At 71.6% G+C, this 25,721-nt stretch carries 33 protein-coding genes; 22 read left to right on the forward strand and 11 right to left on the reverse strand.

The annotated features are described in order from the left end of the window. Nucleotides 1-275: 275 nt before the first annotated feature. The gene (locus G3M57_RS05065) at nucleotides 276-554 is read left to right on the forward strand and encodes a hypothetical protein (RefSeq protein WP_163229159.1); all 279 of its coding nucleotides are present in this window, start codon (nucleotides 276-278) and stop codon (nucleotides 552-554) included. 14 nt (nucleotides 555-568) lie between these two features. Here the strand turns inward: G3M57_RS05065 and pbpC are convergent, their stop codons facing one another. Further along, nucleotides 569-2,698: a multimodular transpeptidase-transglycosylase PbpC gene (pbpC, locus tag G3M57_RS05070; protein WP_163229162.1), complete on the reverse strand. Its 2,130-nt coding sequence runs from the start codon at nucleotides 2,696-2,698 to the stop codon at nucleotides 569-571. A 79-nt stretch (nucleotides 2,699-2,777) separates the two neighbouring features. Here pbpC and G3M57_RS05075 point away from each other — a divergent pair, with 79 nt between their 5' ends. Then, nucleotides 2,778-3,263, forward strand: coding sequence for a YcgN family cysteine cluster protein (locus G3M57_RS05075; RefSeq protein WP_056753287.1), 486 nt, complete (start codon nucleotides 2,778-2,780; stop codon nucleotides 3,261-3,263). 26 nt (nucleotides 3,264-3,289) lie between these two features. On the opposite strand, the gene G3M57_RS05080 is transcribed toward G3M57_RS05075, so the two are convergent. Next, on the reverse strand, nucleotides 3,290-3,517 hold the full coding sequence (locus G3M57_RS05080) for a DUF4287 domain-containing protein (RefSeq protein ID WP_163229163.1): 228 nt from the start codon (nucleotides 3,515-3,517) through the stop codon (nucleotides 3,290-3,292). Nucleotides 3,518-3,761: 244 nt separating this feature from the next. Between G3M57_RS05080 and G3M57_RS05085 the strand changes: the two genes are divergently transcribed. The 3 genes from G3M57_RS05085 to G3M57_RS05095 all read left to right on the forward strand — a co-directional run bounded on the left by G3M57_RS05085 (nucleotide 3,762) and on the right by G3M57_RS05095 (nucleotide 6,303). After that, complete coding sequence (locus G3M57_RS05085) at nucleotides 3,762-4,319, forward strand: sugar O-acetyltransferase (RefSeq protein WP_163229165.1); 558 nt, start codon at nucleotides 3,762-3,764, stop codon at nucleotides 4,317-4,319. A gap of 345 nt (nucleotides 4,320-4,664) precedes the next feature. Continuing rightward, a complete protein-coding gene (locus tag G3M57_RS05090; protein ID WP_163229167.1) occupies nucleotides 4,665-5,168 on the forward strand; it encodes a hypothetical protein in 504 nt (167 codons plus the stop codon). After that, on the forward strand, nucleotides 5,083-6,303 hold the full coding sequence (locus G3M57_RS05095) for a DNA-packaging protein (protein WP_230983809.1): 1,221 nt from the start codon (nucleotides 5,083-5,085) through the stop codon (nucleotides 6,301-6,303). The genes G3M57_RS05090 and G3M57_RS05095 overlap by 86 nt, the downstream gene beginning before the upstream one ends. 84 nt (nucleotides 6,304-6,387) lie before the next feature. Here G3M57_RS05095 and G3M57_RS05100 read toward each other — a convergent pair whose 3' ends face one another. After that, nucleotides 6,388-7,464, reverse strand: a complete 1,077-nt coding sequence (locus G3M57_RS05100) for an ISAs1 family transposase (RefSeq protein ID WP_163229169.1) — start codon at nucleotides 7,462-7,464, stop codon at nucleotides 6,388-6,390. A gap of 31 nt (nucleotides 7,465-7,495) precedes the next feature. Beyond that, the gene (locus tag G3M57_RS05105) at nucleotides 7,496-7,924 is read right to left on the reverse strand and encodes an endonuclease domain-containing protein (RefSeq protein WP_163229171.1); all 429 of its coding nucleotides are present in this window, start codon (nucleotides 7,922-7,924) and stop codon (nucleotides 7,496-7,498) included. 77 nt (nucleotides 7,925-8,001) lie between these two features. Here G3M57_RS05105 and G3M57_RS05110 point away from each other — a divergent pair, with 77 nt between their 5' ends. The 12 genes from G3M57_RS05110 (at nucleotide 8,002) to G3M57_RS05170 (ending at nucleotide 14,818) form a co-directional block, all read left to right on the forward strand. Next, nucleotides 8,002-9,261, forward strand: coding sequence for a phage portal protein (locus G3M57_RS05110; protein WP_230983964.1), 1,260 nt, complete (start codon nucleotides 8,002-8,004; stop codon nucleotides 9,259-9,261). Nucleotides 9,262-9,389: 128 nt separating this feature from the next. Beyond that, nucleotides 9,390-9,632, forward strand: coding sequence for a hypothetical protein (locus G3M57_RS05115; protein WP_163229175.1), 243 nt, complete (start codon nucleotides 9,390-9,392; stop codon nucleotides 9,630-9,632). 134 nt (nucleotides 9,633-9,766) lie between these two features. Beyond that, a complete protein-coding gene (locus tag G3M57_RS05120) occupies nucleotides 9,767-10,183 on the forward strand; it encodes an HK97 family phage prohead protease (RefSeq protein WP_163229177.1) in 417 nt (138 codons plus the stop codon). A 60-nt stretch (nucleotides 10,184-10,243) separates the two neighbouring features. Further along, entirely contained in the window at nucleotides 10,244-10,732 is a 489-nt protein-coding gene (locus G3M57_RS05125; protein ID WP_163229178.1) for a hypothetical protein, read from the forward strand. Between the two features lie 5 nt (nucleotides 10,733-10,737). After that, entirely contained in the window at nucleotides 10,738-10,941 is a 204-nt protein-coding gene (locus G3M57_RS05130; protein ID WP_163229180.1) for a hypothetical protein, read from the forward strand. 141 nt (nucleotides 10,942-11,082) lie between these two features. Then, nucleotides 11,083-12,309 carry a phage major capsid protein gene (locus tag G3M57_RS05135; protein ID WP_163229182.1) on the forward strand — a complete coding sequence of 409 codons (1,227 nt, stop codon included), beginning with the start codon at nucleotides 11,083-11,085 and terminating at the stop codon, nucleotides 12,307-12,309. Nucleotides 12,310-12,492: 183 nt separating this feature from the next. Next, a complete protein-coding gene (locus G3M57_RS05145; protein ID WP_163229184.1) occupies nucleotides 12,493-12,762 on the forward strand; it encodes a head-tail connector protein in 270 nt (89 codons plus the stop codon). After that, nucleotides 12,759-13,160, forward strand: a complete 402-nt coding sequence (locus G3M57_RS05150) for a DUF3168 domain-containing protein (protein WP_163229186.1) — start codon at nucleotides 12,759-12,761, stop codon at nucleotides 13,158-13,160. Before G3M57_RS05145 ends, G3M57_RS05150 begins: the two co-directional genes overlap by 4 nt. Before the next feature lie 15 nt (nucleotides 13,161-13,175). Next, nucleotides 13,176-13,592, forward strand: a complete 417-nt coding sequence (locus G3M57_RS05155; protein WP_163229188.1) for a phage major tail protein, TP901-1 family — start codon at nucleotides 13,176-13,178, stop codon at nucleotides 13,590-13,592. Nucleotides 13,593-13,794: 202 nt separating this feature from the next. Further along, nucleotides 13,795-14,085: a GTA-gp10 family protein gene (locus G3M57_RS05160; protein ID WP_163229190.1), complete on the forward strand. Its 291-nt coding sequence runs from the start codon at nucleotides 13,795-13,797 to the stop codon at nucleotides 14,083-14,085. Continuing rightward, nucleotides 14,082-14,279 carry a phage tail assembly chaperone gene (locus tag G3M57_RS05165; RefSeq protein ID WP_163229192.1) on the forward strand — a complete coding sequence of 66 codons (198 nt, stop codon included), beginning with the start codon at nucleotides 14,082-14,084 and terminating at the stop codon, nucleotides 14,277-14,279. The genes G3M57_RS05160 and G3M57_RS05165 overlap by 4 nt, the downstream gene beginning before the upstream one ends. Beyond that, nucleotides 14,276-14,818, forward strand: a complete 543-nt coding sequence (locus G3M57_RS05170) for a phage tail tape measure protein (RefSeq protein ID WP_163229194.1) — start codon at nucleotides 14,276-14,278, stop codon at nucleotides 14,816-14,818. Before G3M57_RS05165 ends, G3M57_RS05170 begins: the two co-directional genes overlap by 4 nt. A 142-nt stretch (nucleotides 14,819-14,960) precedes the next feature. On the opposite strand, the gene G3M57_RS05175 is transcribed toward G3M57_RS05170, so the two are convergent. The 4 genes from G3M57_RS05175 to G3M57_RS05190 all read right to left on the reverse strand — a co-directional run bounded on the left by G3M57_RS05175 (nucleotide 14,961) and on the right by G3M57_RS05190 (nucleotide 16,838). Continuing rightward, nucleotides 14,961-15,254 carry a GIY-YIG nuclease family protein gene (locus G3M57_RS05175; RefSeq protein ID WP_163229196.1) on the reverse strand — a complete coding sequence of 98 codons (294 nt, stop codon included), beginning with the start codon at nucleotides 15,252-15,254 and terminating at the stop codon, nucleotides 14,961-14,963. Nucleotides 15,255-15,319: 65 nt separating this feature from the next. Continuing rightward, nucleotides 15,320-15,772, reverse strand: coding sequence for a DUF805 domain-containing protein (locus G3M57_RS05180; RefSeq protein ID WP_163229198.1), 453 nt, complete (start codon nucleotides 15,770-15,772; stop codon nucleotides 15,320-15,322). A 78-nt stretch (nucleotides 15,773-15,850) separates the two neighbouring features. After that, on the reverse strand, nucleotides 15,851-16,351 hold the full coding sequence (locus tag G3M57_RS05185; protein WP_163229200.1) for a DUF805 domain-containing protein: 501 nt from the start codon (nucleotides 16,349-16,351) through the stop codon (nucleotides 15,851-15,853). 100 nt (nucleotides 16,352-16,451) lie between these two features. Then, nucleotides 16,452-16,838 carry a hypothetical protein gene (locus G3M57_RS05190; RefSeq protein WP_163229202.1) on the reverse strand — a complete coding sequence of 129 codons (387 nt, stop codon included), beginning with the start codon at nucleotides 16,836-16,838 and terminating at the stop codon, nucleotides 16,452-16,454. Nucleotides 16,839-16,920: 82 nt separating this feature from the next. On the opposite strand from G3M57_RS05190, the gene G3M57_RS05195 reads away from it, so the two are divergent. From G3M57_RS05195 to G3M57_RS05215, 5 genes are all read left to right on the forward strand, one after another. Beyond that, nucleotides 16,921-17,553: a DUF2460 domain-containing protein gene (locus G3M57_RS05195; protein WP_163229204.1), complete on the forward strand. Its 633-nt coding sequence runs from the start codon at nucleotides 16,921-16,923 to the stop codon at nucleotides 17,551-17,553. Next, a complete protein-coding gene (locus tag G3M57_RS05200) occupies nucleotides 17,553-18,203 on the forward strand; it encodes a baseplate hub domain-containing protein (protein ID WP_163229206.1) in 651 nt (216 codons plus the stop codon). Before G3M57_RS05195 ends, G3M57_RS05200 begins: the two co-directional genes overlap by 1 nt. 55 nt (nucleotides 18,204-18,258) lie before the next feature. Continuing rightward, nucleotides 18,259-18,723 (forward strand): NlpC/P60 family protein, encoded by a 465-nt coding sequence (locus G3M57_RS05205; protein ID WP_163229208.1) that lies wholly within the window; start codon nucleotides 18,259-18,261, stop codon nucleotides 18,721-18,723. Between the two features lie 9 nt (nucleotides 18,724-18,732). After that, the gene (locus G3M57_RS05210) at nucleotides 18,733-22,542 is read left to right on the forward strand and encodes a baseplate multidomain protein megatron (protein WP_163229210.1); all 3,810 of its coding nucleotides are present in this window, start codon (nucleotides 18,733-18,735) and stop codon (nucleotides 22,540-22,542) included. A gap of 85 nt (nucleotides 22,543-22,627) precedes the next feature. Further along, nucleotides 22,628-23,572, forward strand: coding sequence for a DnaJ C-terminal domain-containing protein (locus tag G3M57_RS05215; protein WP_056753275.1), 945 nt, complete (start codon nucleotides 22,628-22,630; stop codon nucleotides 23,570-23,572). A 58-nt stretch (nucleotides 23,573-23,630) separates the two neighbouring features. On the opposite strand, the gene G3M57_RS05220 is transcribed toward G3M57_RS05215, so the two are convergent. The 3 genes from G3M57_RS05220 to G3M57_RS05230 all read right to left on the reverse strand — a co-directional run bounded on the left by G3M57_RS05220 (nucleotide 23,631) and on the right by G3M57_RS05230 (nucleotide 25,575). Continuing rightward, entirely contained in the window at nucleotides 23,631-24,158 is a 528-nt protein-coding gene (locus G3M57_RS05220; RefSeq protein WP_163229212.1) for a GNAT family N-acetyltransferase, read from the reverse strand. Beyond that, on the reverse strand, nucleotides 24,146-24,466 hold the full coding sequence (locus G3M57_RS05225; RefSeq protein WP_230983963.1) for a type II toxin-antitoxin system TacA family antitoxin: 321 nt from the start codon (nucleotides 24,464-24,466) through the stop codon (nucleotides 24,146-24,148). Before G3M57_RS05225 ends, G3M57_RS05220 begins: the two co-directional genes overlap by 13 nt. A 113-nt stretch (nucleotides 24,467-24,579) precedes the next feature. Beyond that, nucleotides 24,580-25,575, reverse strand: coding sequence for a hypothetical protein (locus tag G3M57_RS05230; RefSeq protein ID WP_163229216.1), 996 nt, complete (start codon nucleotides 25,573-25,575; stop codon nucleotides 24,580-24,582). Nucleotides 25,576-25,721 lie beyond the last annotated feature (146 nt).

Genomic DNA, 25,721 nt, shown 5'->3' on the forward strand with positions numbered 1-25,721 from the left:
TGTGGCGGGAATAGGTCTTTTGGGTGTCAGCTGCGCAATGCGCTGTAGAGAAAACGCCGATCTTCTAGCTTGACTATAAGTATCGCGGTTCGAAGAACGGGTGATCTGAAATCTGATCCTTACAGATCTGTAATCATTATGACGATGCTCATCGACAGTCGATATTCCTGGATCGACTATCGATATGGGCGACGGCGCAAAACGGCCGATTTCGCGGGTGTCGGCGCGAGCCGGAGACCGTTCCCGGCCAGCCGGGATCCGTCGGGGATGGAACGATGACCGGCCGGTCCGCCACGATCCCGCCCGGCGTGGCCGAGCGGCGGCGTTTGGATGCGGCTCCGGCTAAGGAAGCGTGTCCGGTCGATACGGATCGGTGGCGTGACTGTGTCCTTCAGGTCTCGACCCTTCCACAAGCCGCCGGGCGGATCGGCATCCGCCGTGGGGCCGAAAACCTCGTTCTTCGACAAGCTCAGGATGAGGTTTTCTTACTGCCGGGCCTGCAAATGGTCCTCATCCTGAGCCTGTCGAAGGACGAGGGCCACGCACGGCCTTGAACGTCGATCCGCCCCTAATACGGCAACGGCTCCGGCGAGGGCGCCGGCCCGGGCGCCGGGACGTCGGGCTGGGTCACCGGCTCCAGCGCCGAGGCCGAGCGGGCGAACTCGGCGGCCAGGGTTTCGTAGAAGCCGTTGCGGGGATCGGGCGTGGACAGGGGCGCGGGGTCGGCCAGCAGCCAGGGGAAGTCGCGCACCGCCAGGCCCTCGTGGGCGGCCAGCATGTAGCGCCGCCAGATGCTGGCCGGCATGTCGCCGCCGACCACCTTGTTCATCGGCTTGTCGTCGTCGTTGCCGACCCAGACGCCGGTCACGTAGTCGGGGGTGAAGCCCACGAACCAGGCGTCGCGCCAGTTCTGGCTGGTGCCGGTCTTGCCGGCCGCCGGCCAGCCGAACGCCGCCCGCCGGGCGGTGCCGACCTCGACCACCTTCTTCATCATCTTGACCATCATGCTGGCCTTGCTGATGTCATAGACGCTGGCCGGGACCGCCGGGGCGGAATGGGCGAAGATCGGCCGGCCGTCCTGGGTGGCGATGCTCTCGATCACATAGGGCTCCAGGCGCAGGCCGCCCTGCTGGAACACCTGGAACCCCGAGGTCAGCTGCAGCAGGTTCACCTCATAGGCCCCCAGCGCCACCGACAGGTCGGGATTGGGGGGCAGGGTGGTGATCCCGAACCGCCGGGCCAGGTCGCCGATCGCCGGGCCGCCGGCCTCCTGGGCCAGCTTGACGGCGATGGTGTTGATCGAATTGACCAGGGCGTCCTGCACGGTCATCGGCCCGCGATAGCCGCCGCCGTAGTTCTCGGGCTTCCAGGCGCCGAACCGCACCGGACCGTCCACCCGGATGTCGGTGGGCAGCACGCCCTTCTCCAGGGCGGCGGCGTAGACGAACGGCTTGAAGGTCGAGCCCGGCTGGCGGCGGGCCTGGACGGCGCGGTTGAACGGGCTCTCGACATAGTCGGTCCCGCCGACCATGGCCCGCACGGCCCCGTCGCCCGACAGCGACAGCAGGGCCGCCTGGCCGGCCCCGGCGTTGGCGCCGCCGATCTCGATGGCCTGGCGGACGGTCTCGGCGCCCACGTGCTGCAGGCGCGAATCGATGGTCAGGCGCACCACCAGGTCCGGGGCGTTCTGGCCGGCGATGCGCACGGCCTCGGCGGTGGCGTAGTCCAGCACCCAGCCGTAGTCGCCCTCCTCGGCCACGGCCAGGGGCGAGAGCCTGGGGGTGTCCTCCAGGGCCCGGCGCTCCTGCTCGGCGGTGATCCAGCCCTCCTGGCGCATGTTGGCCAGGACCAGGCGCGAGCGGGCCAGGGCCGCGCCCATGTCGCGGGTCAGGGCCAGGCGCGAGGGGGCCTTGGGCAGGCTGGCCAGCAGGGCCGCCTCGGACAGGCTCAGCTGGCTGGCCGACTTGCCGAAATAGGTGCGCGACGCCCCGTCCACCCCAAAGGTGTTGGCCCCGAAGAACACCCGGTTCAGATACAGCTCCAGCACCTCGTCCTTGCTCAGGACCTGCTCCAGCCGGTAGGCCATCAGCATCTCCTGCAGCTTGCGCTTGACCGTGCGGTCGGGCGTCAGGAACAGGCCCTTGGCCAGCTGCTGGGACAGGGTCGAGGCGCCCTGCACGGTGCGGCCGGCCTTGTGGTTGACGTAAGCCGCGCGGGCGATGCCGTAGGGGTCGATGGCCCCGTGCTGGTAGAACCGCTTGTCCTCGGCGGCCAGGAAGGCCAGCGGCACGTAGTTGGGCAGGCCGGCCAGGCCTATGCGCTGGCCATAGCGCGGGCCGCGGGTGGCGATCACCTGGCCGCTGCGGTCCTCGAACCGCACGCCCGGCGCGCGGTTGACCGCGAACAGCGCCTCGCGCGAGGGCAGGGTCGGGGTGTCGCGCAGGTACTTCCACCAGACGAAGCCGGCCCCGGCCGCGCCGCCGACCACCGGGGCCATCAGGACCGCCAGGGCGGCGATCCAGATCCAGCGGCCCCGGCGGGCGCGGGCCTTGGCCCGGGCGTGCTTGAGGTCGGCGCGGAACGGCTCCTCCGGCGGCGGCGGCGGGGGCGGCGCGGACCCGAAGACCGGCGGCGCGGCCGGCGGGGTCGCCGGCTTGTCGTCGTCGAACCGGTAAGGCGGGAGCGTCCAGTCGTTCACGTGCGTCCTATGGTCCGCTTTGGCTCGGTCCTGGCTTCACCCGTTTGTCGCGGGGGCGATTTGGGTTTAGGACGCCGCCATGATGGCGCGCAAACCTTTCTGGGAGACGAAGTCCCTACACCAGATGACCGTCCCGGAGTGGGAAAGCCTGTGCGACGGCTGCGGCCTGTGCTGCCTGGTCCGCTTCGAGGACGAGGACACCGGCGAGATCATCCCCACCCGGGTGCACTGCCAGCTGTTCGACGAGCACCGCTGCAGCTGCAAGGACTATCCCAATCGCCGCAAGACCGTGCCCGACTGCATCAAGCTGACGCCGCACAACATCGAGACCCTGGAATGGATGCCGCCGTCCTGCGCCTACCGCCGGCTGCACGAGGGCAAGACCCTGCCCGACTGGCATCCGCTGGTCACCGGCGACCCCGACAGCACCCACAAGGCCGGGATCTCGGTGCGCGACCAGACGGTGTCGGAGCTCTCCTTCGAGGACGCGGAGGACGCCATGGACTTCGTGGCCACCGACCTGATGGTCGACAAGGGCGACCTGCCCTACGACCCCGAGGACTGAGCGGCCGCCGCCTCGGGGGCGGACCGTCAGTCCCCCGGCTTTCGCTTGCCCGACAGCAGGGCATAGATCGCCATGGCGTGGCCGTGGCCCAGGCCCAGCGTCCCCTTGCCCCAGTCCACCACCTGGCCGGCCTTGACGGCGGGCTTGAGCTGGCCGCCGTCGGACAGGCCCGCCGTGTCGGCGGCCGCCTTCAGGGCGTCGGCGTCGAGGCCGGTCTTGGCCTGGATGGTGTCGAGGTAGGCTTGGAAGGACATGGCTGGGCTCCGTTCGGCGGTGTGTTTGTGCAAGGACGGTCCGAAGCGGCGAGGGCCGACAAGGCGGCGAAGTTTTTAGTCCTGAACGGCTGTCCGCGCGGCCTCGCCGAGGCGCCTTGCGACGTCGAGCGGGCCACCCGGGGGCGACTCTGAACACGGTGGTCGCTGAGTCGATCCACGCCTCCGCCCCGTGGCGACCCGCGCCGAATCCCGGCACGCCTGTCCTCGCCGAAGGAGGCGCCCCATGGCCCACGACGACCGCACCCGGTTCATTCCCCGTCGCACGCCCGAGTCCGCGGCCATGGCGGCCAATGTCCGGCGGGCCATGGCGCTCACCGCCGCCCTCAACCGCCTGACCTATGACGACGCCGACCAGGTCCGCGCCCTGTTCAGCCAGCTGACCGGCCAGGCCGTGGACGCCGGCTTTTGCCTGATCCCGCCGTTCTACACCGAGAGCGGGGTCCACATCCGGGTCGGGCGCGACGTCTTCGTCAACCAGAACTGCACCTTCTACGACCTGGGCGGGATCGACATCGGCGACGCGGTGATGATCGGGCCGAACGTCAGCCTGATCACCTCCGGCCACCCGATCGAACCCTCCCGGCGGCGCGACGGCGTCGTCGCCAAGCCCATCGTCATCGAACGCAACGTCTGGATCGCGGCCGGGGCGACGATCATCGGCGGCGTCACGGTCGGCGAGAATTCGGTGGTCGCCGCCGGCGCGGTGGTCACCCGCGACGTCCCGCCCGACACCCTGGTCGCCGGCAACCCGGCCCGGGTGGTGCGGTCGATCGCGGAGTAGCGTGAAAACCCGGCCCCGCGTTCCTCCATCGTCATCCCGGGCCTTGTGCCCGGGACCCCTGGTTCAGTTGAACCGTGAGGCGCGAGCGGTTCGCCAGCGAACCGCCCCCGCTGCACCTGCGGCGGACCGAGGGGTTCGGGCACAAGGCCCGGAATGACGGAGATATAGGGGCGAAAGCCGTCGCCAGACCGCCTCTTCAGCGCCCCTGGCGGGGATACAGCCGCGTCTATCCTCGGCGTTCAGCGACTCAACGCCAACGAAATCAACGCCCTAAACTTTCTCGACCAAACTTATCAGCGGCGCCCGCTGCTCCCGTATCTTTGTGTCATGGCCGGGAGAAGCGAGATGAAGCCCGAAGATCTGATGGCGAAGATCGGTCACCTGTTCGTCGAACGGTACGCCGAGCTGGTGATCAAGATCGACAACACAGCCGACCAACGTAGCGAAGAGGCGCAGTTGAAGATCCTTGGCCGCGCGTCGCTGGAAGGGTGTCGCGTCAGCGCCTTCCACGCCCAGGGCCAAAAGGCGGCCGCCGGCCTGACGAAACTGGAGGCCGAGGTCGCCAAGGCGTCGGCGCAGGCGACCATCGCCGCCGCCGCCGCCACGGTCGCGGCCGTCGCCAACGAGAATCACGTTGAGGCCCCCGAGGAGATGGAAATGGATGACGACACTGGCCGCACCCCCGAGCGCATCGACGCTCTCTATCACGAGATTGATCGACGACTGGCTGCTCTTGCGGCGCGACGGGAAGCTAAGGGATGGGGTGGACGCCACGGCGCTGTCGCGGCTGGAGCAGTTGAAGGCGATCCTGCCGGCGGCGGCGGAGGCGCACCAGACGCCCCCGCCTGACCCCTGGACCACCTGGCTGTTCCTGGGCGGTCGCGGCGCGGGCAAGACCTTCGCCGGGGCGGCCTGGATCGCCGAACAGGCCGCCCTGGGCGCCAACCTGGCCCTGGTCGGGCCCACCTTCCACGACGTGCGCGAGGTGATGATCGAGGGGCCGTCCGGGATCAGGAGCCTCTATCCGGCCGGCCAGCGCCCGAAGTGGCAGGCCAGCCGCCGGCGGCTGGAGTTCGGCAACGGCGCCGTCGCCCAGGCCTTTTCGGCCGAGGATCCCGACAGCCTGCGCGGGCCGCAGTTCCACGCCGCCTGGGCCGACGAGTTCTGCGCCTGGCCGCGGCCGGCCGAGACCCTGGCCATGCTGCGCTTCGGCCTGCGCCTGGGGACCGATCCGCGCCTGGTGGTCACCACCACGCCGCGGCCGATCCGCGCCTTGCGCAACCTGATCGCCGAGCCGGGCGCGGCCCAGACCCGCGCCCCGACCCGCGCCAACGCCGACCACCTGGCGCCGGCCTTCCTGTCGACCCTGCAGGGCCTGTACGGCGGCACCCGCCTGGCCGCCCAGGAACTGGACGGGCTGATCGTCGAGGGCGAGGGCGGCCTGTTCCGCGCCGAGGACCTGGCCCGCTGCCGGGGCGCGCCGCCGGCCCGCTTCGAGCGGGTGGTGGTGGCCGTCGACCCGCCGGCCACGGCGGGCGGCGACGCCTGCGGCATCGTGGTCTGCGGGCGGTTCGACGGCAGAGCCTATGTGCTCGAGGACCGCACCGCGCGGGGCCTGTCGCCCAACGGCTGGGCCCGCCGGGCGGTCGAGGCGGCCGTGCGCTGGTCGGCCGACGCCCTGGTGGCCGAGGCCAACCAGGGCGGCGACATGGTCCGCTCGGTCCTGGCCCAGGCCGCGCCGCCGTGCGCGGTCAAGCTGGTCAAGGCCTCGGTCGGCAAACGCGCCCGGGCCGAGCCGGTGGCCGCCCTGTACGAGCAGGGCCGCGTGATCCACTGCGGGGCCTTCCCGGCCCTGGAGGAGGAACTGATGGCCCTGGGCTCCGGCGACCTGGACCACAGCCCGGACCGGGCGGACGCCCTGGTCTGGGCGGTCAGCGAGCTGATGCTGGGGGTGGGGAGAAGGCCGCGGTTGAGCGTGCTTTAGTGTGATCCCCCTCAGTCGCTACGCGGCAGCTCCCCCAGAGGGGGAGCATCTGGCGCGACTAGATCCTCCCCCTCTGGGGCAGGGCTATCGCATATGACCCAGGAGTGAGAGCAGGAAGGTTTCATCCCAGCCGGCGCGCTTGATCTTGGTCTTGATGGAGCCCTTGTCGGGGTGCTGTCGCAGGGTGTTGAGGGCGAGCTTTCGGATCAGGGCGAGGTTTTGCGGTGCGTTGTCCTTGCGGCTGCGCGAGGCGTCCTCCAGCAGGGCCACGTCGAGCACCCAGTGCAGCTGGTTCTCGATGGTCCAGTGGGTCTGGGCGACCTGGAGCATCCTTTCGGGGGACAGGAGCGTGGACAGCAGGAAGAAGCGGACGATGACCGGCTCGGGGGCGCCGGCCCGCTTGCAGTGGGTCTCCACGCGGGCGACGGCGGCCAGGCCGGGAAAGTCCATGTCCTTGGCGGGGACGACCAGGGCGGCGCGGCCCTCGATCCGGTCGTGGCCCTTGGCGGGGCCCTGGAGGGCCTCGTTGGTGGGATCGGCGGCGGCGAGCAGGGCCTGGGCCTTGGCCAGCAGGGTCGGTTGGTTGGCCTTCAGGGCCAGGGCGTAGTCGGCTCCGGTGTCCAGGATGGTCTGGGCGGTGTCGGCCCGGCAGTGCAGGGCGTCGGCGGTGACGATGCAGCCTTCCAGGCCCAGCAGGGCCAGGGCCTGCTGGGCGCCCAGCACTTCGTTGCGGCCCGGCGCCAGGCGCTGGCCGATCACCAGCCGGGCCTCGGCGGCCCAGACATTGACCAGATGCAGCGGCGAGGCCCGGCATCCGCGCTCATAGGCTCCGCGCAGAGCCTTGCCGTCGATCGCCACCACGCCCTTCAAGGCCCCGGCGAAGGCGGCGGTGAACTGGGCGAAGGCCGCTTCGAACGGCTCGGGCGCCAATCGGCGAAACACGCGGCTGAAGGTGTCGTGGCTGGGCGGACCGTGCTCCAGCTTCACCACCTGGCGCAGGAAATCCAGCTTGGCCCGCGCGAAGGCGGCCATGTCAGTGCAGTCTTCCGCCCCGCACAGCACCGCCGCCAGGGCCACGAACACCAACTCCAGAAGATCATGCCGAGCGTTCCTCGCCCGCGGATCCTCCATCGCCGAAAAACAAGCCGCGAACGTCTCCATCCGACCGTCTCCCTCTCACAAGGAGACACCCTCAGAATCCCGTTCGGACCAAAAATCCATATGCGATTCCCCTGCCCTCTGGGGGAGGTGGCCCGGAGGGTCGGAGGGGGTAGCGCCGTGCTTCCGAAAGGACCGTCCGAAGCGCCCCATCGACACAGGCCAGAACCTCCACGGCGGGCAGCCTCAGGGTGCGAATGCCACGTTGCGCCATCCAGTGGTCCCGCACCGCGTCCAGCCTAGGCCGGTCGCCGAAGGCATGGGTTTCACCATCCACCTCGACGGCGAGCCTGGCCTCGTCGCAATAGAAGTCGAGCACATAGGGGCCGATCGGGTGCTGCTTGCGGAAATGCAGGCCTTCTAGACGGCGCCCCTTCAGGCCGAGCCATAGCAGGACCTCGGGCAGAGACATTTCCCGACGGAGTTGTTTGGCGAAATTCCGCGTGCGGCGCGGCGCGTCCATGGGTTCGTCCTCACCGCCGCAGGCCCCCTCCGGCCCGCCGGGCCACCTCCCCCAAAGGGGGAGGATCTAGCGCCTAGATGCTCCCCCTCTGGGGGAGCTGTCGCGGAGCGACTGAGGGGTCTTATCCACCTGTCACCCTAGCATGTTTCCCATTCGTTCTCAACCTCCACGAGGCGCTCATGCCCCTGTTCAAACCCCGCCGCCCAACCCCAAAAAAGGCGCCGGAGGCCAAGGACTCCCGGGCCGCGCGGCTGATCGCCCTGACCACGGGCGGGCGGCCGAAGTGGACGCCGCGGGACTATGGCGCCCTGGCCTCGGAGGGTTTCGGCAAGAACCCGATCGCCTATCGCTGCGTGCGGATGATCGCCGAGGCCGCCGCCGCCGTGCCGCTGTCGGTGTTCGTCGGCGGCCGGCGGGCCGACGACCATCCGCTGCGCAGGCTGCTGCAGGCCCCCAACCCCGAACAGGGCGGGCCCGACCTGATGGAGGCGTTCTTCGGCCACCTGCAGGTGGCGGGCAACGGCTACCTCGAAGCCTCGGGAGAGGGGCCCCCGAGCGAGCTCTACGCCCTGCGCCCCGACCGGATGACCGTGGTCCCCGGCCCGCGCGGCTGGCCGCTGGCCTATGACTACCATGTCGCCGACCGCACGGCGCGGATCGGCCGTGACGCGTCGGGCTGGCTGCCGGTGCTGCACCTGAAGCTGTTCAACCCCACCGACGACCACTACGGCTTCTCGCCGCTGGAGGCGGCGGCCTTCGCCATCGACGTGCACAACGCCTCGGGAGCCTGGAACAAGGCCCTGCTCGACAACAGCGCCCGGCCGTCCGGAGCCCTGGTCTACGCCAACCGCGAGGCCGGCGACCGGCTCTCGGCCGAGCAGTTCGACCGGCTGAAGGCCGAGCTGTCCGACGCCCACGCCGGGACCGCCAACGCCGGCCGGCCGCTGCTGCTGGAGGGCGGGCTGGACTGGCGGCCGATGTCGCTGAGCCCGGCCGACATGGACTTCATCGCCGGCAAGCACGCCGCCGCCCGCGAGATCGCCCTGGCGTTCGGGGTCCCGCCCCAGCTGCTGGGCGTGCCGGGCGACGCCACCTACGCCAACTATCGCGAGGCCAACGGCGCGTTCTGGCGCCACACGGTCGTGCCGCTGGCCGAGCGGGCGGCGCGGGCCCTGTCGGTGTGGTTGGCGCCCAAGTTCCCCGGCGCCCGGATCGCCTGCGACCTGGACGCCGTGCCGGCCCTGTCGACCGAACGCGACGCCCTGTGGGCGCGGCTGGAGGGGGCGAGTTTCCTGACCGACGTCGAGCGGCGGCGGCTGGCGGGGCTGGAGGGGTAGGGCAGACCCCCTCAGTCGCTTCGCGCCAGCTCCCCCAGAGGGGGAGCATCTAGCGCCGATCAGATCCTCCCCCTTTGGGGGAGGTGGCCCGAAGGGCCGGAGGGGGCCGTCGCCCCCAGGAGAAACCCATGACCACACCCAACCGCTGGCGGCTCGATCGCCAGGTCTCGCTCGGCTTGCTCGTCGCCGTGGCCCTGCAGGCCGCCGCCGCCCTGATGTGGGCCGGCCGGGCCAGCGCCCGGATCGACGACCTGCGCCAGCGCCTCGACGCCCAGGCCCCGGTCGCCGAGCGCCTGGCCCGCCTGGAGACCCAGGCCGACGCCACGCGGGCGGCCCTGGCGCGGATCGAGAGCAAGCTGGACCGGCCTTAGCGTCCGACGCCGCAGGCCCCCTCCGGCCCTTCGGGCCACCTCCCCCAGAGGGGGAGGATCTGATGCTCCCCCTCTGGGGGAGGTGTCGCGGAGCGACTGAGGGGGTCTTCCACCGCCTCCAAACTGGAGCCCTCATGACTCAAGACCTGCCCATTCAAGGCCACGCCAGCCTGTTCTGGACCCGCGACCTCAACGACGACGTCGCCGCCGCCGGGGCCTTCGCCGCCAGCCTGGCCCGCACGGGCCCGGCCGGCGTCAAGATGCTGCACCAGCACGACGACGCCGAGCCCGTCGGCGTCTGGGACGAGATCGCCGAGGACGCCACGGGCCTCTACGTCCGCGGCCGCGTCCTGCGGACTACCCCCCGTGGAAGGCTGGTCGCCGCCCTGGTCGAGGCCGGCGCCCTGGACGGCCTGTCGATCGGCTTCCGCGCCGTCAAGGCCCGGCCGGACGACACCGGACGCCTGCGGGTGCTGCGCGAGGTCGAGCTGTGGGAGGTGTCGATTGTCACCTTCCCGATGCTGCCCGGGGCGCGGCTGAAAGCCGTCTAGTCTACTGGATCGCTGTCGCCCCGTGGTCTAGCTTGCGGGAAGGGCGAGGGGGCGGCTTCGATGACGCGGATCTGGACGATCGTGACGGTGCTGGTCCTGGCGGCGATTCCGGCCGCGGCCCAGGCTGGTTGGGCGGCCACCGAATGGGACATGACGCCCGCCCAGGTCGAGGCGGCGATGCCGCAGACCAAGCCGCTCAAGCATGGCGAGGCGCTGTCGATGGGCCAGGCCAAGTCCGTGGGCTCCTACCCGTTCGGCGGCCAGTCCGTGCGGGCGGTCTATTACTACGACGACCGCGGCCTGTCGCTGGTGACGCTGACCGTTCCCTTCAAGGCCTGCGGCGCGGCCCTGGAGCAGCTGCAGCGCGACCACGGCCAGCCGCTGAAGATCAGCGACCAGGTCCTGTTCCGGCTGGCGATCTGGCACGACGAGCCGATGCAGACTCGAATCCGCGCGATGATTTCGCCAGAGGCCAAGATCTGCGCCCTGAACTTCGAGCGCCTGTCGACCTATCGCGAGCACGATCTGGCCCCGGCGGCGCGGCCCTAGCGGCCATGCAGGATTTCAGCGGGCGGGCCGACCTTATCGTCGCCGTGGGGTTTCTGCCCCTGATCCTGCTGGCGGTGGTGCTGGTCTTCGCCCTGATCGGCGCGCGCGCCACGAACCGGTGGATCCGGCGCGGCTTCAAGCTGCTGGTTTGGATCTGCGGCCTGGGCTTGGCGGCGGGCGCGATCGGCCTGGCCGTCGCCGGCCTTTAGACCGCTCGAGCCGGCCGACGGCCGGCGACGCCTCAACAATCCAATCTTGACGGTCCGCCGCTGGCGCTTGCGTGGCGCGAGGGCGGCCGCCTGACCAGATCCCCTCCCCATCGAGGGAGAGGGGCTTTTTCGGAGACTCCCATGAAGGAAACCAAACAGGCCGCGGCCTCGCCGGAGGCCCGCGCCGCCTTGCACGAGGTGCTGGCGGCGTTCGAGGGCTTCAAGGCCGCCAACGACCAGCGCCTGGCCGCGCTGGAGACCAAGCGGGCCGACGTGCTGCTGGAGGAGAAGGTCGCCCGCATCGACGACGCCGTCTCCCAGGCCCAGGCGCGGCTGGACCGCGTGCTGGCCGACGCGCGTAGGCCCTCGATTGGCGGTGACGCGCCGCTGGCGCGTGTCGACGAGCGCAAGGCCGCCTTCGATCGCTACATCAAGACCGGCGAGACCCCCGCTCTGCTGCTGGAGGCCAAGGGCCTGTCCGAAGGCGTGGCCACGGCCGGCGGCTATGTCGCCCCGGCCGAGCTGGAGCGGCAGATCCTGCGGCGCCTGCAGGCCACCTCGCCGATGCGCGACATCTGCCAGGTGCGCACCATCGGGGCCGGCACGTTCCGCAAGCCGGTGTCGACCGCCGGCCTGGCCGCCAGCTGGGTGGCCGAGACCGCGTCGCGTCCCGAGACCGCCGCCCCGACCCTGGACGTGATCGACTTCCCGGCTGGCGAGCTCTACGCCAGCCCGGCCGCCACCCAGGCCCTGCTCGACGACGCCTATGTCGACATCGACGAGTGGCTGGCGGAGGAAGTGCAGGACGCCTTCGCCGCCCAGGAGACCGCCGCCTTCGTCGCCGGCGACGGGGTCAACAAGCCCAAGGGCCTGCTGGCCTACACGGCCGCGGCCGACGCCTCGGCGACCTGGGGCCAGGTCGGCTATCTCGCCACCGGCGTGGCCGGCGCCTGGCCGGCGTCCAACCCGACCGACAAGCTGATCGACCTGGTCTACGCGGCCAAGACCCAGTACCGCCAGAACGGCCGCTTCGTGATGAACCGCCGCACGGTCAGCGCGGTGCGCAAGTTCAAGGACGCCCAGGGCAACTACATCTGGAACGCGGCCTTGCAGCCGGGCCAGTCGGCGTCGCTGCTGGGCTATCCGGTGACCGAGATCGAGGCCATGCCCGACGTGGCTTCGAACGCACTCGCCATCGCCTTCGGCGATTTCGAGAAGGGCTACCTGATCGTCGACCGGGCCGGGGTGCGGGTCCTGCGCGACCCCTATTCGGCCAAGCCCCACGTGCTGTTCTACACCACCAAGCGGGTCGGCGGCGGGGTGCAGAACTTCGACGCCATCAAGCTGCTGAAGTTCGCGGTGAGCTAGGTTTTTCTTCTCCCCTTGCGGGAGAAGGTGGCCTGCGGAGCAGGTCGGATGAGGGGTCGAAAGACCTGTCCGACCGGCTCCGCTCCCCCGCCGAAAGACGCGCCGGCGACGCCGCGCGACCCCTCATCCGTCGGCTGCGCCGACACCTTCTCCCGCAAGGGGAGAAGGAACGGGATCATACACATGCCCCTCTCCATCACCCTGGCCGAGGCCAAGGGCTTCCTGCGCGTGGCCGACGCCACGGAGGACGCCCTGGTCGGCCTGCTGGTCGACGCCGCCGAGGCGCGGGTCGGCCGCGCCACGGGCCTGGCCCTGACGCCGGCCAGCCCCGCGCCGCTGCGCCTGGCCGTGCTGCGCCTGGTCGCCCACGCCTACGAACACCGCGACGATTCCGAACCGCCGCCCAGCCTGGTTGAGGCCTGGCTGGCGCCCTATCGGGAGGCCCGGCTGTGAGCGGCCCCGACGCGGCGATCGCCGCCGCCCTGGTCGAGGCCCTGAAGGCCGCGCCCGCCGTCGCCGCCCTGGTCGCCGCCCGGGTCCACGCCGACGCCCCGCGCCATCCGCTCTATCCGTGCGTCAGCCTGGGCCGCCAGGAGAGCCGGCCGGCCGGACCGGACGCCGACGCCCTCGAGCACCTGCTGACGCTCACCTGCGCCAGCAAGTTCGGCGGGCCCGAGGAGGCGCGGGCCGTCACCTCGGCGGTCCGCGCGGCCCTGCACAACGCCCCGCTGGCCGTGCCCGGCCGTCGCCTCGTCACCCTGCGCGTCACCTATGCCGACGTCTTCCGCGCCGCCGACCGCGAGCTGTCGCTGGGCGTGCTGCGGGTGCGGGCGGTGACCGAAGCCCTGTAGCGAAAGGAACTCCCCATGGCCGCCCAAGCCGGCAAAGACATCCTGCTGAAGATCAGCGACGGCGCGCCGACGCCGACCTTCACCACCGTGGCCGGCCTGCGGGCCCGCACGATCAGCCTCAACGCCCAGACGATCGACGCCACCGACGGCGACAGCGCCGGCCGCTGGCGCGAGCTGCTGGCCGGGTCGGGCGTGCGCTCGGTCGCGGTCTCCGGCGGCGGCGTGTTCCGCGACGCCGCCTCCGACGCGGCGGTGCGCGACAGCTTCTTCGCCCAGACGGCCCGCACCTGGCGCCTGGTGATCCCCGACTTCGTGCAGCTGGAGGGGCCGTTCCTGGTGGCGGCCCTGGAATATGCCGGCGACCACGACGGCGAGGCCGCCTTCGCCCTGTCCCTGGCCTCGGCCGGACCGGTGACGTTCACGGCGATCTAGGATCGCGATCAAAACAGTCATTTCCAAATCGACGCCGTCATCCCGGGCCTTGTGCCCGGGACCCCTCCATCCGCCGCAGGTGCGGGAGGGGCGGTTCGCTGGCGAACCGCTTGCCTCTCACGCGTCGGCTGAACCAGGGATCCCGGGCACGAGGCCCGGGATGACGATCGAGAAGGGTATGGCTTTGGCTGGAGGAAAGCCCATGCTCACCCCCAACCCCGCCCGCGGCGAGGTCGTCGTTCCGCTGGCCGGATCGCCCCGCCGCCTGTGCCTGACGCTGGGCGCCCTGGCCCGGATCGAGGCGATCCTGGACCTCGACGACTGGAGCGCCTTGCCCGAGCGCTTCGGCCGGCTGTCGGCGCGCGAGCTGCTGGCGGTGCTGGCCGCCCTGCTGGAAGGCGGCGGCGAGGATCCGGCGGTGCTGGACGCCGCGCCGGTGTCGGTTCCGGAGGCCGTCGCGGCGGTGGCCGCGGCCTTGGCCGCCTGCGCATGAAACCCCACTGGCGCGCGGCCCTGCGCCTGGCCGCCCTGCAGCTGGCCATCGCGCCCGAGGCCTTCTGGCGGCTGTCCCTGGCCGAGTGGCGGGCCCTGGCCGAGGCGCCGGCCGCCCCGGTCCTGGACCGCGCGGCCCTCGACGTCCTGATCGCCCGCTTTCCCGACGATCCAATCCCTTGGGAGACCCCATGAGCGACTTCGATCCTGATGGCCTGGACGCCGTCCCCGCCCGCGCGACCGAGGCGGCCGCCGCCCTGTCGGCCCTGCGCGCTCCGGCCGAGCAGGCCGCCCGCGCCATCGACGAGGCCTTCTCCAAGGCCGGCACGGGCCTGGCCAAGTCGCTGGCCCACGCGGCCGCCGACGGCAAGGTCAGCTTGGCCGAGCTGGCGCGGGCGGTGCTGGACGCGGTGTCGAGCGGCCTGGGCGGTTCTGGCGGCGGCCCGGGCGGCGGCGGCCTGGTCAAGGCCCTGGCCGGGGCGGTCGGCTCGGCCTTTTCCGGAGCCAGGGCCGACGGCGGCTCCGTCTCGGCCGGCGGCGCCTATCTGGTCGGCGAGCGCGGCCCCGAGCTGTTCCGCCCCGCCGGGGCGGGGGCGATCGAGCCCCTGGGCAGCGGCGGGGTCAATGTCGTCGTCAACGTCCAGGGCGGCGACACGGCGAGCCTGGCCCGCTCCGACGCCCAACTGGCCCAGGCCCTGGCCCGGGCGGTCAGCCTGGGGGCGCGGCGGCTTTAATTCCAATCCGCTCATCCCGGCGAACGCCGGGACCCAGATGGAATGGCTTTGAGCCTGACGCCATGAGCGCTGAGCCCTTCCAATCCATCACACCGCTAAGGGATCTGGGTCCCGGCATTCGCCGGGATGAGCGGATTTATGTTTAGGCATTTGGGTTCAGATCGAGCGCCAGGTCCCGCCACGTCGGATTTTCGGCCTCGATCAGCATGAGCTTCCAGGAACGCCGCCATTCCTTGATCCGCCGTTCGCGGCGAAACGTCTCCTCACGGCTCTCGAACACCTCGTACCAGACCAGGATCGTGCATCCATGTTTCGCCGTGAAGCCATCCCGGCGGTATTCGCGATGCTCTTCGATCCGGCGGACAAGATCATCGGTCGACCCGACGTAGAGCGTGCCGTTCCGCCGGCTCGCGACGATGTAGGTGTAGAAGCCCATGCGGCATTTCCCCACCGCCGGGGCGGCGGGGAAAGCGTAGAAACTCGCGTTTCGGTTTTGACCGCCTAGGCCATCAACGGCGTCAGCGGCGGTTCGCCATAGCGGTTCTCGCCCGGCTGGCCCTCGGCGACGCCCACCCACAGGGTGAAGCCGACCACGGCGAAGAAGGCGATGGCGACGCTGACCAGCAGGCCGCCGACGCCGGCCAGGGCGGCCCAGTCGGTGTTGGTGATCTCGCCCAGGATCGCGCCGATGCCGATCGACATCGCCGAGCCGATGATCAGCACCGGCCCCAGCACGATCGGCACGAGCTGCCACCAGCCGCTGCGGCCCATGTCGTGCAGGCGCTTGGTGCACAGGCAGACCCAGGCGAACACGGCGATCAGGCCGATCACCTGGCCGACCAGCGGGATCCAGCCGGCCACCACGTGGGCGCCCAGCAGCATCAGCCAGCCGATCCAGAACACCTGACGGCCGATCCGGCCCTCGGCCGAGAAGAACAACGATTTCCAGTCCATTTCCAGCTCCCAATCCTGAGCCTGAGATTAGGGCCGGCGGGGTCGCTGTTTAAGTGAATTGCAAGTCATGACGAGGGTTTAACCTGGCGGCGTCCGAGACGCGTAGGTGGGCGCGCGCGCCAGCAGGACCAGGAAGACCGACCACAGGACCGAGAGTCCCAGAACGTCCAGGAGCAGTCCGACGAAAGGCAGGAATTTGTCGAGTTCGTCGGGTTGCCAGGCGCCCGCCGCGACATGTCCCACCAGCGTCACCGCGATCATGACGACTAGCCAGTCCGGCGTGCGTCCCTGATCGCGCAGTCGTTTGATGCAAAGACAGGCCAGGATGTAGGCGCGGACCGCCAGGATCAGGCCGAACGCGACCATCGTTGAAGTGTCCAGGCCTTGCACCGGTCCGCGAAACAGCGCCGTGACGGCCAGTTCGCCCACGATCGGCATCAGGGCCAGGACCAGCGTCGGCGACCCGCTGACCAGCGCCCCCGTCGCTATCGACAGCCCAAGCATTCCCAGCAGGCCGAGAATGAAGGCGTGGCGGCCGGTCCGGCCGGACGGATCGAAAAGCAGCCTCAGCCAAGTCATCAGACGTCCCTTTGGCGACGAGAGGGGATGCCGCCGAGCCAGATCACGAAAACGGTCCCCGTCAGCGCGGTGATCACGCCGTCGGCGATGAGCGGGACGATCACCGCCATCCCGTCCCGAAGAGGTCATAGGCCCAGAGGCCCATCAACAGGTGGACCGCGAGACTGGTCAAGCTGAAGACCATCAGCGGGCGAACGCCTTGGCCGGCGTCGCGCGACCGCTTCAGCAGCAGACAGGTCGCGGGGTAGAGCCGCGTCGCGAGAACGCCGAGCGCGGCCACGAACGCGACGTCGGGAACCGTGGCGTCGTAAAGATGCCCGACCACGCCACCGATCAGGAACGCCTCGCCAATCGCGGGAAGCGCGGCGAACGCCCAAGCTTGGGTGAGATAGATCAGTCCAACATAGACGGCCAGGCTGACGACCGTCAGCTGGATCAGGCCGCTCCAGAAAGCGCGCCGATCGACGGCGCCGCGCGGGTCGAACAACAGGGACAGCAGGCTCATAGGCGGCTCCTCCAGGCGTTCGACTTTTTAAGTGAACATTCACTCACATACAAGGAGCGGCGCCATGACCGCGTTCCACGAGACGCGCCTGCCCGCGCGGCTGGCGTTCGGTTGCACCGGCGGGGTCGAGCGGCGGACCCAGGTGACGACCCTGGCGTCGGGCTTCGAGCGGCGGTCCAGCCCCTGGGCCCAGGGCCGGCGGCGCTACCTGATCGGCACGACGACGCGGCCGCTGGACGACGCCGCCGCCCTGGTCGCGTTCTTCGAAGCGCGGCGGGGGCGGCTGCACGGCTTCCGGTTCCGCGACCCGGCCGACTGCAAGTCGTGCGCGCCGTCGGCGACGCCGGCCGCCGCCGACCAGACGCTCGGGACCGGCGACGGGGTCCGCAAGACCTTCGCCCTGGCCAAGACCTACGGAAGCGGCGAGACGGCGGTGGTCCGGCCGATCACAAAGCCCGTGGCCGGCACGGTCAAGGTGGCGGTGGCCGGCGTCGCCCTGGCGGCAGGCGGCTTCACGGTCGACACGGCGACCGGCCTGGTGACCCTGGCGACCGCTCCAGCGGCCGGGGCGGCGGTCACCGCCGGCTTCGAGTTCGACGTGCCGGTGCGCTTCGACGGCGATCGCATCGACGTGACCCTGGAAGGCTTCAACGCCGCCCGAGTGGGCGCGGTGGCCCTGGTCGAGGTGCGGGTCTGATGCGCGCCGTCCCCTCCGACCTGGCCGACCGCCTCGAGAGCGGCGCGGCCAGCCTGTGCCACGCCTGGATCCTGACCCGCGCCGATGGCGCCGTGCTGGGCTTCACCGACCATGACCGCGACCTGGTGGTCGAGGGCGTGACCTGCAAGGCGGCCAGCGGCTGGACCGCGGGCGCGGCCGAGACGGCGGCCGGCTTCGCGCCGGGCCAGGTCGCGGCGGTGGGCGGCTTCGACGACGCGGCGCTGTCGGAGGCCGATCTTTCGGCCGGGCTCTATGACGGGGCGCGGGTCGAATGCCGGCTGGTCGACTGGTCGGCGCCCGGCCTGGGCGTGCGGCTGTGGTCGGCCCGGATCGCCGCCGCCAAGGCCGAGGGCGGCGCCTTCACCCTGGCCCTGGAGGGCCCGCTGGTGGCCCTGGACCGCGTGGCCGGCCGCACCTTCGGCCGCTCTTGCGACGCGGCGTTCGGCGACGCCCGCTGCGGCGTCGACCTTGCGGCCTTCCCCGGCGCCACCTGCGACAAGCGCTGGGCCACCTGCCGGGAGCGGTTCGGCAACGGCCTGAACTTCCGCGGCTTCCCGACGGCCCCGGGCGAGGACTTCCTGACGCTGTACCCGAGCGAGGGGGAGCGGAACGATGGCGGGCGGCGGTGAGCCCCCTCCGGCCCTCCGGGCCACCTCCCCAGAGGGGGAGGATTTAGCGCGACAGATGCTCCCCCTCTGGGGGAGCTGTCGCGAAGCGACTGAGGGGGTCCGCGCCGCCGCCCTCCACGAAGCCCGCCTGTGGCTCGGCACGCCCTACCAGCACCAGGCCTCCCTGCGCGGCGTCGGCTGCGACTGCCTCGGCTTGGTGCGCGGCGTCTGGCGGGCGCTCTACGGCTCCGAGCCCGAGATCCCGCCGCCCTACCGGCCCGACTGGGCCGAGCTGGGCGGGCGCGAGCTGCTGGCGCAGGCGCTGGACCGGCGGCTGACCCGGCTGGACCGGGCCGCCGCCCGTCCGGGCGACGTGCTGCTGTTCCGCATGGCGCCGGACGCCCCGGCCAAGCATTGCGCGATCCGCTCGGCCGAGGACCGGATGATCCACGCCTATTGGGGCCGCGCCTGCGTCGAGAGCTGGCTGGGCCGCTGGTGGCGCGAGCGGCTGGCCGCGGTCTTTCGATTTCCCGAACCCTAAGGATACTCCATGGCCCAGGTCATTCTCTCCGCCGTCGGCACGGCCGTGGCGGGTCCCGTCGGCGGCGCGATCGGCCTGACGGTCGGGGCGGCGATCGACAGCGCCGCGATCAACGCCCTGACCCCGGCCCGCCGGGTCGGCCCGCGCATCCCCGAGCTGCGGCTGTCGGGGGCGGCCGAGGGGGCGCCGATGGCGGCGGTGTTCGGCCGGGCCCGGGTCGCGGGCCAGGTGATCTGGGCCGCGCGGTTCAAGGCGCGGTGGGTCGACGGCCGTTCCGGCGGAAGCAAGGGCGCCCGCACCACCAGCGCCGCCTACAGCCTGTCGTTCGCGGTCGCGGTCTGCGAGGGCCCGATCGACGGCATCGGCCGGGTCTGGGCCGACGGCAAGCCGATGGACATGGCCGGGGTGGTCATGCGCGTCCACACCGGGGCCGAGGACCAGGGCCCCGACCCTCTGATCGCCGCCGTCGAGGGCGAGGCCCCGGCCTATCGCGGCACGGCCTATGTGGTGTTCGAGGACCTGCCGCTGGGGGCCTACGGCAATCGCCCGCCGCAGCTGTCGTTCGAGGTGTTCCACCGCCCGCGCGCCAGCGGCGCGCCAGCCGGCATCGAGGAACGCCTGAAGGGCGTCTGCCTGATCCCGGGCGCGGGCGAGTTCGTCTACGCGACCGACCTGGTGATGCGCCGCGACGGCCTGACCCGGACCACGGCCGAAACCCTGAACAACACCGAGGGCCGTCCCGACCTCGTGGTGTCGCTGGACCAGCTCCAGGCCCAGCTGCCCCATGTCGAGGAGGTGACCCTGGTGGTCGCCTGGTTCGGCGACGACCTGCGCTGTGGGTCGTGCGCGATCCGGCCCAAGGTCGAGCAGGCGGCCAAGACGACGATCCCGTTCGACTGGCGGGTCAACGGGATCGACCGGGCCGGCGCAGCGGTCGTTTCGATGAATGGCGGCGGCCCGGCCTATGGCGGCGCCCCCGCCGACCGGGCCGTGCTGCAGGCCATCGCCGAGTTGAAGCGGCGCGGGCTGAGGGTCACGCTCTATCCGTTCGTGCTGATGGACGTGCCGGTCGGCAACGCCCTGCCCGACCCCTATGGCGGCGCGCGGCAGGGGGCCTATCCCTGGCGCGGCCGGATCACCTGCCATCCCGCGCCCGGCCGACCGGGCTCGCCCGACAAGACCGCCGCCGCCGGGACCCAGGTCGCCGGCTTCTTCGGCGCGGCCACGGCGGCCCAGTTCGGCGCGGAGGGCGGCCTGCCGACCTACAGCGGCCCGGCGGGCGACTGGGGCCTGCGGCGCATGCTGCTGCACTACGCCAAGCTGGCCCAGCTGGCGGGCGGGGTGGACGGCTTCATCCTGGGCTCGGAGCTGCGCGGCCTGACCACGGTGCGCGACGGCCCCTCGTCCTATCCGGCCGTGGCTGCGCTGAAGAGCCTGGCCGGCGAGGTGCGGTCGCTGCTGGGGCCGGCGACGAAGCTGGGCTACGCCGCCGACTGGAGCGAATATTTCGGCCACCAGCCGGGCGACGGCTCCGGCGACGTCCACTTCCACCTCGACCCGCTGTGGAGCGACGCCAACATCGATTTCGTCGGGATCGACTTCTATCCGCCGATGGCCGACTGGCGCGACGACGACGACCACCTGGACGCCGGACGGGGCGGACCGCACGACCTGGCCTATCTGCGCGCCAACCTGGTGGGCGGCGAGGGCTTCGACTGGTTCTACGCCTCCGAAGCGGCGCGCGCCGCCCAGGTCCGCGCCCCGATCACCGACGGCGCCTATGGCGAGCCGTGGGTGTTCCGGCCCAAGGACCTGCTGTCCTGGTGGAGCAAGCCGCATTTCGATCGCCCGGGCGGGGTGCGCGCCGCGACCCCGACCGCCTGGATCCCCCGGTCCAAGCCGCTGCGGCTGGTCGAGTTCGGCTGCGGCGCGGTCGATAAGGGCGCCAACGCCCCGAACCTGTTCGTCGACCAGAAGAGCGCCGAGAGCGCCCTGCCGCCGTTCTCGGACGGGGCCCGCGACGAGGTCGGCCAGCGGCGGGCGCTGGAGGCGGTGCTGACCCACCTGGCCGACCCGGCGACCAACCCGGTGTCGCCGGTCTATGGCGGGCCTATGATCGAGGCCGCGGCGGCCTGGTGCTGGGACGCCCGGCCGTTCCCGGACTTCCCGGCCCGCAGCGCCGTCTGGGCCGACGGGCCCAACTGGACCCTGGGCCACTGGCTGAACGGTCGGGCCGGGATCGCGCCGCTGCCGGAACTGGTCGCCGCCCTGGCCCAGCGGGCCGGCGTGGCGATCGATCCGGGCGAGGCCGGCGGCGCGGTCGTCGGCTACGTGGTCGACCGGCCGATGCGGCTGCGCGACGCCCTGGCCCCGCTGCTGGAGGCCTTCGCTCTGGACCCGGTCGAGCGCCAGGACGGCGTCGCGCTGGCCGGCCGCTCGGGCGCGGCGGCTGTGACGCTGGGCGAGGACGACCTGCCTTGGCCGGAGGACCGCGCCGCGCCGCAGAGCGCCGCCCGGACCCTGGCCGCCCCGGTCCAGGCCCTGCGCCTGCGCTTCATCGACGCCGCGCGCGACTACCAGACCGGTTCGGTGATCGTCCGCCGCGAGGACGGGGAGGGGAGCGCCGACCTCGACGCGCCGCTGGTGCTGGCCGCCGCCGACGCCCGCGCCGTGGCCGAGCGCCTGCTGGCCACCGCCGATCCGCGCGAGGCGACCGTCCACCTGTCGCCCTTGGCCGCCCTGAGGCTCGAGCCGGGCGACCGGCTTGTGCTGGACGGCGCGACCTGGCGGGTGACGCGGGTCGACCTGGACGAGCATCCCCGCGCCCAGCTGGCGCCGGTGGTCGATCCCGTGCGCGCCGGCGGCGACCTGGACTGGTCGCCCGCCCCGCCGCGCGAGGTCCCCGGCCCGCCGGTCCTGCGGGTGCTGGACCTGCCGGGCCAGGCCGACGAGCGGCCGCTGGTCGCGGTGGCGGCCTCGCCCTGGCGGGCCTTCGACGTCCACGCCGGTCCCGGCGTCGAGGCCGTGCGCGTGCGCGCGACCGCCGCCGCGCCGGCCACGGTGGGCGTCACGTGCTCGGACCTGCCGGCCGGGCCGCTGCACCGCTTCGACCACGCTACGCGCCTGACCGTTCGGCTGGAGGGCGCCGCGCCCGTCAGCTGCGACCGCTCCGCCGCCCTGGCCGGGGCCAACGCCCTGGCGGTGCAGGGCGCGAACGGCGAGTGGGAGGTCCTGCAGTTCCTGACCGCCGAGCCGGTCGGCCCCGACGCCTGGACCCTGTCGGGCCTGCTGCGCGGCCAGGCCGGCAGCGACCCGGCCATGGCCGCCTTGACCCCGGCCGGGGCGGCGGTGGTCGTCCTGGACGAGGCCCTGGTCCGCGCCGACCTGGCCCTGGCCGAGCGCGGCCTGCCCCTGACCTGGCGCGCCGCTCCGGCCGGCGGCCCAGCCTCGGGACCGTCGGTGAGCCAGACGGTCGAGACCTGGCGCGGCCTGTCGGCCCGCCCCTGGTCGCCGGCCCAACTGCGCGTGCGGACCCAGGGCGGCGACGCGATCGTGACCTGGATTCGACGGACCCGCCTGGCCGGCGACGGCTGGGACGCCGAGGTCCCGCTGGGCGAGGAGCGCGAGATCTATCGCGTCGAGATCCTGGACGGCGAGAGGGTGGTCCGCGCCGCCGAGACCACCACGCCGAGCTTCACCTACGCCGCCGCCCAGCGCGCCGCCGATTTCCCCGCTGGACCGACCGGGGTCCTGGCTGTCAGGGTCGCCCAGGGCTCGGCCCTGTTCGGGTGGGGCGCGATGTCACGGACCTTGCTGTGATAATAATGCAACATAACGCTTGCGCGCCGCGCCGAACGGCCTAATTGAGGCGTTCCGCCTGTTTGAACTGACGTGAGGAGCCTCCTTGGCGCGCGACCCCTATCTGGAGCTTGGCGTTTCCCGCACCGCGAGCGCGGCGGAAATCCGCAAGGCGTTCCACAAGCTCGCCAAGCAGCATCACCCCGACGCCAACAAGGGCGACAAGAAGTCGGAGGAGAAGTTCAAGCAGGTCAGCGCCGCCTTCGACATCCTGGGCGACGCCGACAAGCGCAAGAAGTTCGACGCCGGCGAGATCGACGCCGACGGCCGCGAGACCATGCGCGGCGGCTTCGGGGGCGGCGGCAACCCGTTCGGGGCCGGCTTCGGCGGGCGCGGCGGCGGCTTCCGCAGCAGCGGCGGCGGCGAGGGGCCCGAGATCGACCTCAACGACCTGTTCGGCGACATCCTGGGCCGCAATCGCGGCGCGGGCGCCGGGGCGGGCGGCGGCTTCGGCGGCGGCGGCTTCGCGGCCAAGGGCGCGGACGTGCGCGCCCGGCTCGACATCGACCTGGAAGAGGCGATCAAGGGCGGCAAGAAGCGCGTGGCCTTCTCGGACGGCCGAACGATCGACGTCACCATCCCGGCGGGGGCCCAGGAAGGCCAGACCCTGCGCCTGAAGGGCCAGGGCAGCCCCGGCCGCGGCGGGCAGGGCGACGCCCTGATCGAGCTGGCGATCAAGCCGCACCCGATCTATCGCCCCGAGAACGGCGCCCTGGTCATGGACCTGCCGGTCAGCGTTCCCGACGCGGTGCTGGGCGGCAAGGTCGAGGCCCCCACGCCCGACGGCCCGGTGACCCTGACCGTTCCCAAGGGCTCCAACACCGGCGCCAAGCTGCGACTCAAGGGCCGCGGTCTTTCCGACGCCAAGGGCCACCGCGGCGACCTGTTCGCCCGCCTGGTGGTCACCCTGCCGGAAACGCCGGACGCGGAACTGGAGAAGTTCGCCGAGACATGGCGGGAGAAGCGGCCCTACGCGCCGAAGCGGCGGTAGGGGTTGGCCCGAGACGCCCTCTCCGGCGACCTCGGTTCCGTCGTCGAAAGGCGTTCAGCTAAAAAGCCGCGATGATGGTTTCAATGGGCAGGAACAGCGTGCGGCTCTCCGCCGGATATTCGATGAATTCAGCGCAAGCCATATAGAACTGCTTGGCCCGCCGATCCTTGGCTTGAACGAGGACCGCGCCGATCCCGATGCTTTGCGAAGCGATAGCGATCCGTCGAAGGGCGTCTGAGAGAATGTCGGCGCCGAGGCCTCGGCCGGCATAGGCGCGGCTGACCGCCAGGCGGCCGATCACGGAGACCGGGATCGCGTCGGGCGCATTGCGGCGGAGTTTGCCCGGCGCGGCCTCTCGGTCCACCGCTCCTGCGGAGATGCAGAAATAGGCGACAACGCTGGCGCCTTCACAAACCACATAGGTCCTGGAAAAGCGGCTCTCGTTCTTGAGCGCGCGTTGCTTCAGCCAGTCGTCCAGCGCCGGCTCGCCGCAATCGAAGTTGGAAAGATCATGCTCCGCCGTCAAAGGAACCGGAGCGGACAGCTTCGCCTGCGGATCACTGGCGCCCGATGCTACGCCTTCCACGCGGGGACTCGGCGTAGCAACGCGCGCAACTTGGGTCCCGGCGCGGGAGGATTGTCGAGCGCGTGGACGAAAGCATCGTAGCGCGCGGAGTCGAGGACAAACAGGCGCTGGTCCAGCAGCACGTCGATGGCGAGCGTCCGGGCGCTTTCGATCATGAACTCGGTTCGCGTCTTTCCCAGGACGGCGGCTGCGTCATCGATGAGCTGGCGCGTTTGCGCCTCGATACGCAGGTTGATGCTGCCCTTGACCTCCGCGCCGGACGAGGATGGCTCCGCGCTCGCCGGGGCTCCCGCAGGCAAGTCAGCCAAGGTAGGGGAGTGGCTCTTATCCATCCGAACAGTGTTGGAGGATGTATCCACATTGTCAATACGAACGGGCGCGGGGCGGACCATAGAACGCCGTCCACGGGCGTTGAACCACTTCACCCCACCCCGTTCGGCAGCGCCGCCTTCTTGATCAGGTAGGCGCCCTGGCCGACGCCGAAGCCGCCCAGCAGGGCGGTGTCGACGTCGGGGAGGGTGGTGGCGCGGACGATGTCGACCATCGTCAGGAACTCCCAGCTGGCGGCGGCGAAGATCAGGGTGGCCAGGCTGCTGATCAGGATCATCTGGAAGTCGCCCAGGTCGGCGGCGCCGTAGTCGTTGAGCACCAGGTCGGCGATCCGGGGCCGGGGGGCGGGATCGGGCGGGGCGGTGGCGGCGCCGGGCGCGGCCGCGGCGTCGGCGTCCTTCTGCACGGCCACCACCTTGGCCGCGCCGAACGACAGGCCCGAAAGCCCGGTCATGGCCAGGACGTTGGCGGTCATCGCGATGCCGCCCATGAACTCCCAGCCCAGGAACCAGACGCGCAGGATCAGGGTGGCGCCATAGACCATGGCCACGACGCCGAACCACAGCGCCATCTGGGTCTGGGAATTGCTCATGCGGTTGTCGTTGCCGACCAGGAACCGCCAGGGGCGGCCGGCCGTGGCCAAGCTGGCGAAGGCGGCGATGACCGCGAAGGCGGCGACCAGGGCGATCGTCCGCTGCAGGGCCGGCACGGGCCGCGCCAGGCGGGTGATCTGGACCACATGCCGCGGGTTCAGCGGATCGTCCACCGTCAGCCAGATCCGGTCGCCCGGCCGGGCGCCCAGGTCCAGGGCCTGCTTGTCGGCCGGACGGTCGACGGTCAGCACCACCGGGCCGGGGGCGCCGGTCGGCAGGAAGGTCAGCTGGTCGGCGTTGGCGCCCAGCCTGGACGGCGAGACGCCGATGGCCTGGATCACGCCGTCGGCCGGGCTTGGGCTCAGGCTGGGGCTTGGGCTCAGGCTGGCGCTGGGCGGCGGCGCGTCGGCCACGGCCGTGGCGGCCAGGCTGGCCAGGCCCAGCGCCAGCGCCCCGGCCAGGAAGCCCCGCCTGACCTCTCCGAACCGCCGCATGCCTCTCTCCCCAGAAAAGTTGGTTCCCAAGGACCCCCGGGGATCCGGCGCGGCGCGCGGCGCGTTGGGCTGTAAGCCTGCGGGCATGCACGCGAAGATTGCACGCTAGAGCCGCGCCATTTCGCTGGCAAGTCCGCGGCGAAGGC

The organism is Caulobacter rhizosphaerae (assembly GCF_010977555.1).
In the GTDB taxonomy this organism is placed as follows: Bacteria; Pseudomonadota; Alphaproteobacteria; order Caulobacterales; family Caulobacteraceae; genus Caulobacter; species Caulobacter rhizosphaerae.

Coding starts and splice junctions, on each gene's coding strand:
- G3M57_RS05180 (WP_163229198.1), bottom strand. CDS start 15,772: ATGGACTGGAAATCGTTGTTCTTCTCGGCCGAGGGCCGGATCGGCCGT.
- G3M57_RS05100 (WP_163229169.1), bottom strand. CDS start 7,464: ATGGAGACGTTCGCGGCTTGTTTTTCGGCGATGGAGGATCCGCGGGCG.
- G3M57_RS05200 (WP_163229206.1), top strand. CDS start 17,553: ATGCGCGCCGTCCCCTCCGACCTGGCCGACCGCCTCGAGAGCGGCGCG.
- G3M57_RS05105 (WP_163229171.1), bottom strand. CDS start 7,924: ATGGACGCGCCGCGCCGCACGCGGAATTTCGCCAAACAACTCCGTCGG.
- G3M57_RS05145 (WP_163229184.1), top strand. CDS start 12,493: ATGCCCCTCTCCATCACCCTGGCCGAGGCCAAGGGCTTCCTGCGCGTG.
- G3M57_RS05230 (WP_163229216.1), bottom strand. CDS start 25,575: ATGCGGCGGTTCGGAGAGGTCAGGCGGGGCTTCCTGGCCGGGGCGCTG.
- G3M57_RS05165 (WP_163229192.1), top strand. CDS start 14,082: ATGAAACCCCACTGGCGCGCGGCCCTGCGCCTGGCCGCCCTGCAGCTG.
- G3M57_RS05125 (WP_163229178.1), top strand. CDS start 10,244: ATGACGCGGATCTGGACGATCGTGACGGTGCTGGTCCTGGCGGCGATT.
- G3M57_RS05065 (WP_163229159.1), top strand. CDS start 276: ATGACCGGCCGGTCCGCCACGATCCCGCCCGGCGTGGCCGAGCGGCGG.
- G3M57_RS05185 (WP_163229200.1), bottom strand. CDS start 16,351: ATGACTTGGCTGAGGCTGCTTTTCGATCCGTCCGGCCGGACCGGCCGC.
- G3M57_RS05175 (WP_163229196.1), bottom strand. CDS start 15,254: ATGGGCTTCTACACCTACATCGTCGCGAGCCGGCGGAACGGCACGCTC.
- G3M57_RS05205 (WP_163229208.1), top strand. CDS start 18,259: ATGCTCCCCCTCTGGGGGAGCTGTCGCGAAGCGACTGAGGGGGTCCGC.
- G3M57_RS05210 (WP_163229210.1), top strand. CDS start 18,733: ATGGCCCAGGTCATTCTCTCCGCCGTCGGCACGGCCGTGGCGGGTCCC.
- G3M57_RS05160 (WP_163229190.1), top strand. CDS start 13,795: ATGCTCACCCCCAACCCCGCCCGCGGCGAGGTCGTCGTTCCGCTGGCC.
- G3M57_RS05075 (WP_056753287.1), top strand. CDS start 2,778: ATGATGGCGCGCAAACCTTTCTGGGAGACGAAGTCCCTACACCAGATG.
- G3M57_RS05120 (WP_163229177.1), top strand. CDS start 9,767: ATGACTCAAGACCTGCCCATTCAAGGCCACGCCAGCCTGTTCTGGACC.
- G3M57_RS05110 (WP_230983964.1), top strand. CDS start 8,002: ATGCTCCCCCTCTGGGGGAGCTGTCGCGGAGCGACTGAGGGGTCTTAT.
- G3M57_RS05130 (WP_163229180.1), top strand. CDS start 10,738: ATGCAGGATTTCAGCGGGCGGGCCGACCTTATCGTCGCCGTGGGGTTT.
- G3M57_RS05080 (WP_163229163.1), bottom strand. CDS start 3,517: ATGTCCTTCCAAGCCTACCTCGACACCATCCAGGCCAAGACCGGCCTC.
- G3M57_RS05085 (WP_163229165.1), top strand. CDS start 3,762: ATGGCCCACGACGACCGCACCCGGTTCATTCCCCGTCGCACGCCCGAG.
- G3M57_RS05135 (WP_163229182.1), top strand. CDS start 11,083: ATGAAGGAAACCAAACAGGCCGCGGCCTCGCCGGAGGCCCGCGCCGCC.
- G3M57_RS05170 (WP_163229194.1), top strand. CDS start 14,276: ATGAGCGACTTCGATCCTGATGGCCTGGACGCCGTCCCCGCCCGCGCG.
- G3M57_RS05115 (WP_163229175.1), top strand. CDS start 9,390: ATGACCACACCCAACCGCTGGCGGCTCGATCGCCAGGTCTCGCTCGGC.
- G3M57_RS05195 (WP_163229204.1), top strand. CDS start 16,921: ATGACCGCGTTCCACGAGACGCGCCTGCCCGCGCGGCTGGCGTTCGGT.
- G3M57_RS05155 (WP_163229188.1), top strand. CDS start 13,176: ATGGCCGCCCAAGCCGGCAAAGACATCCTGCTGAAGATCAGCGACGGC.
- G3M57_RS05090 (WP_163229167.1), top strand. CDS start 4,665: ATGAAGCCCGAAGATCTGATGGCGAAGATCGGTCACCTGTTCGTCGAA.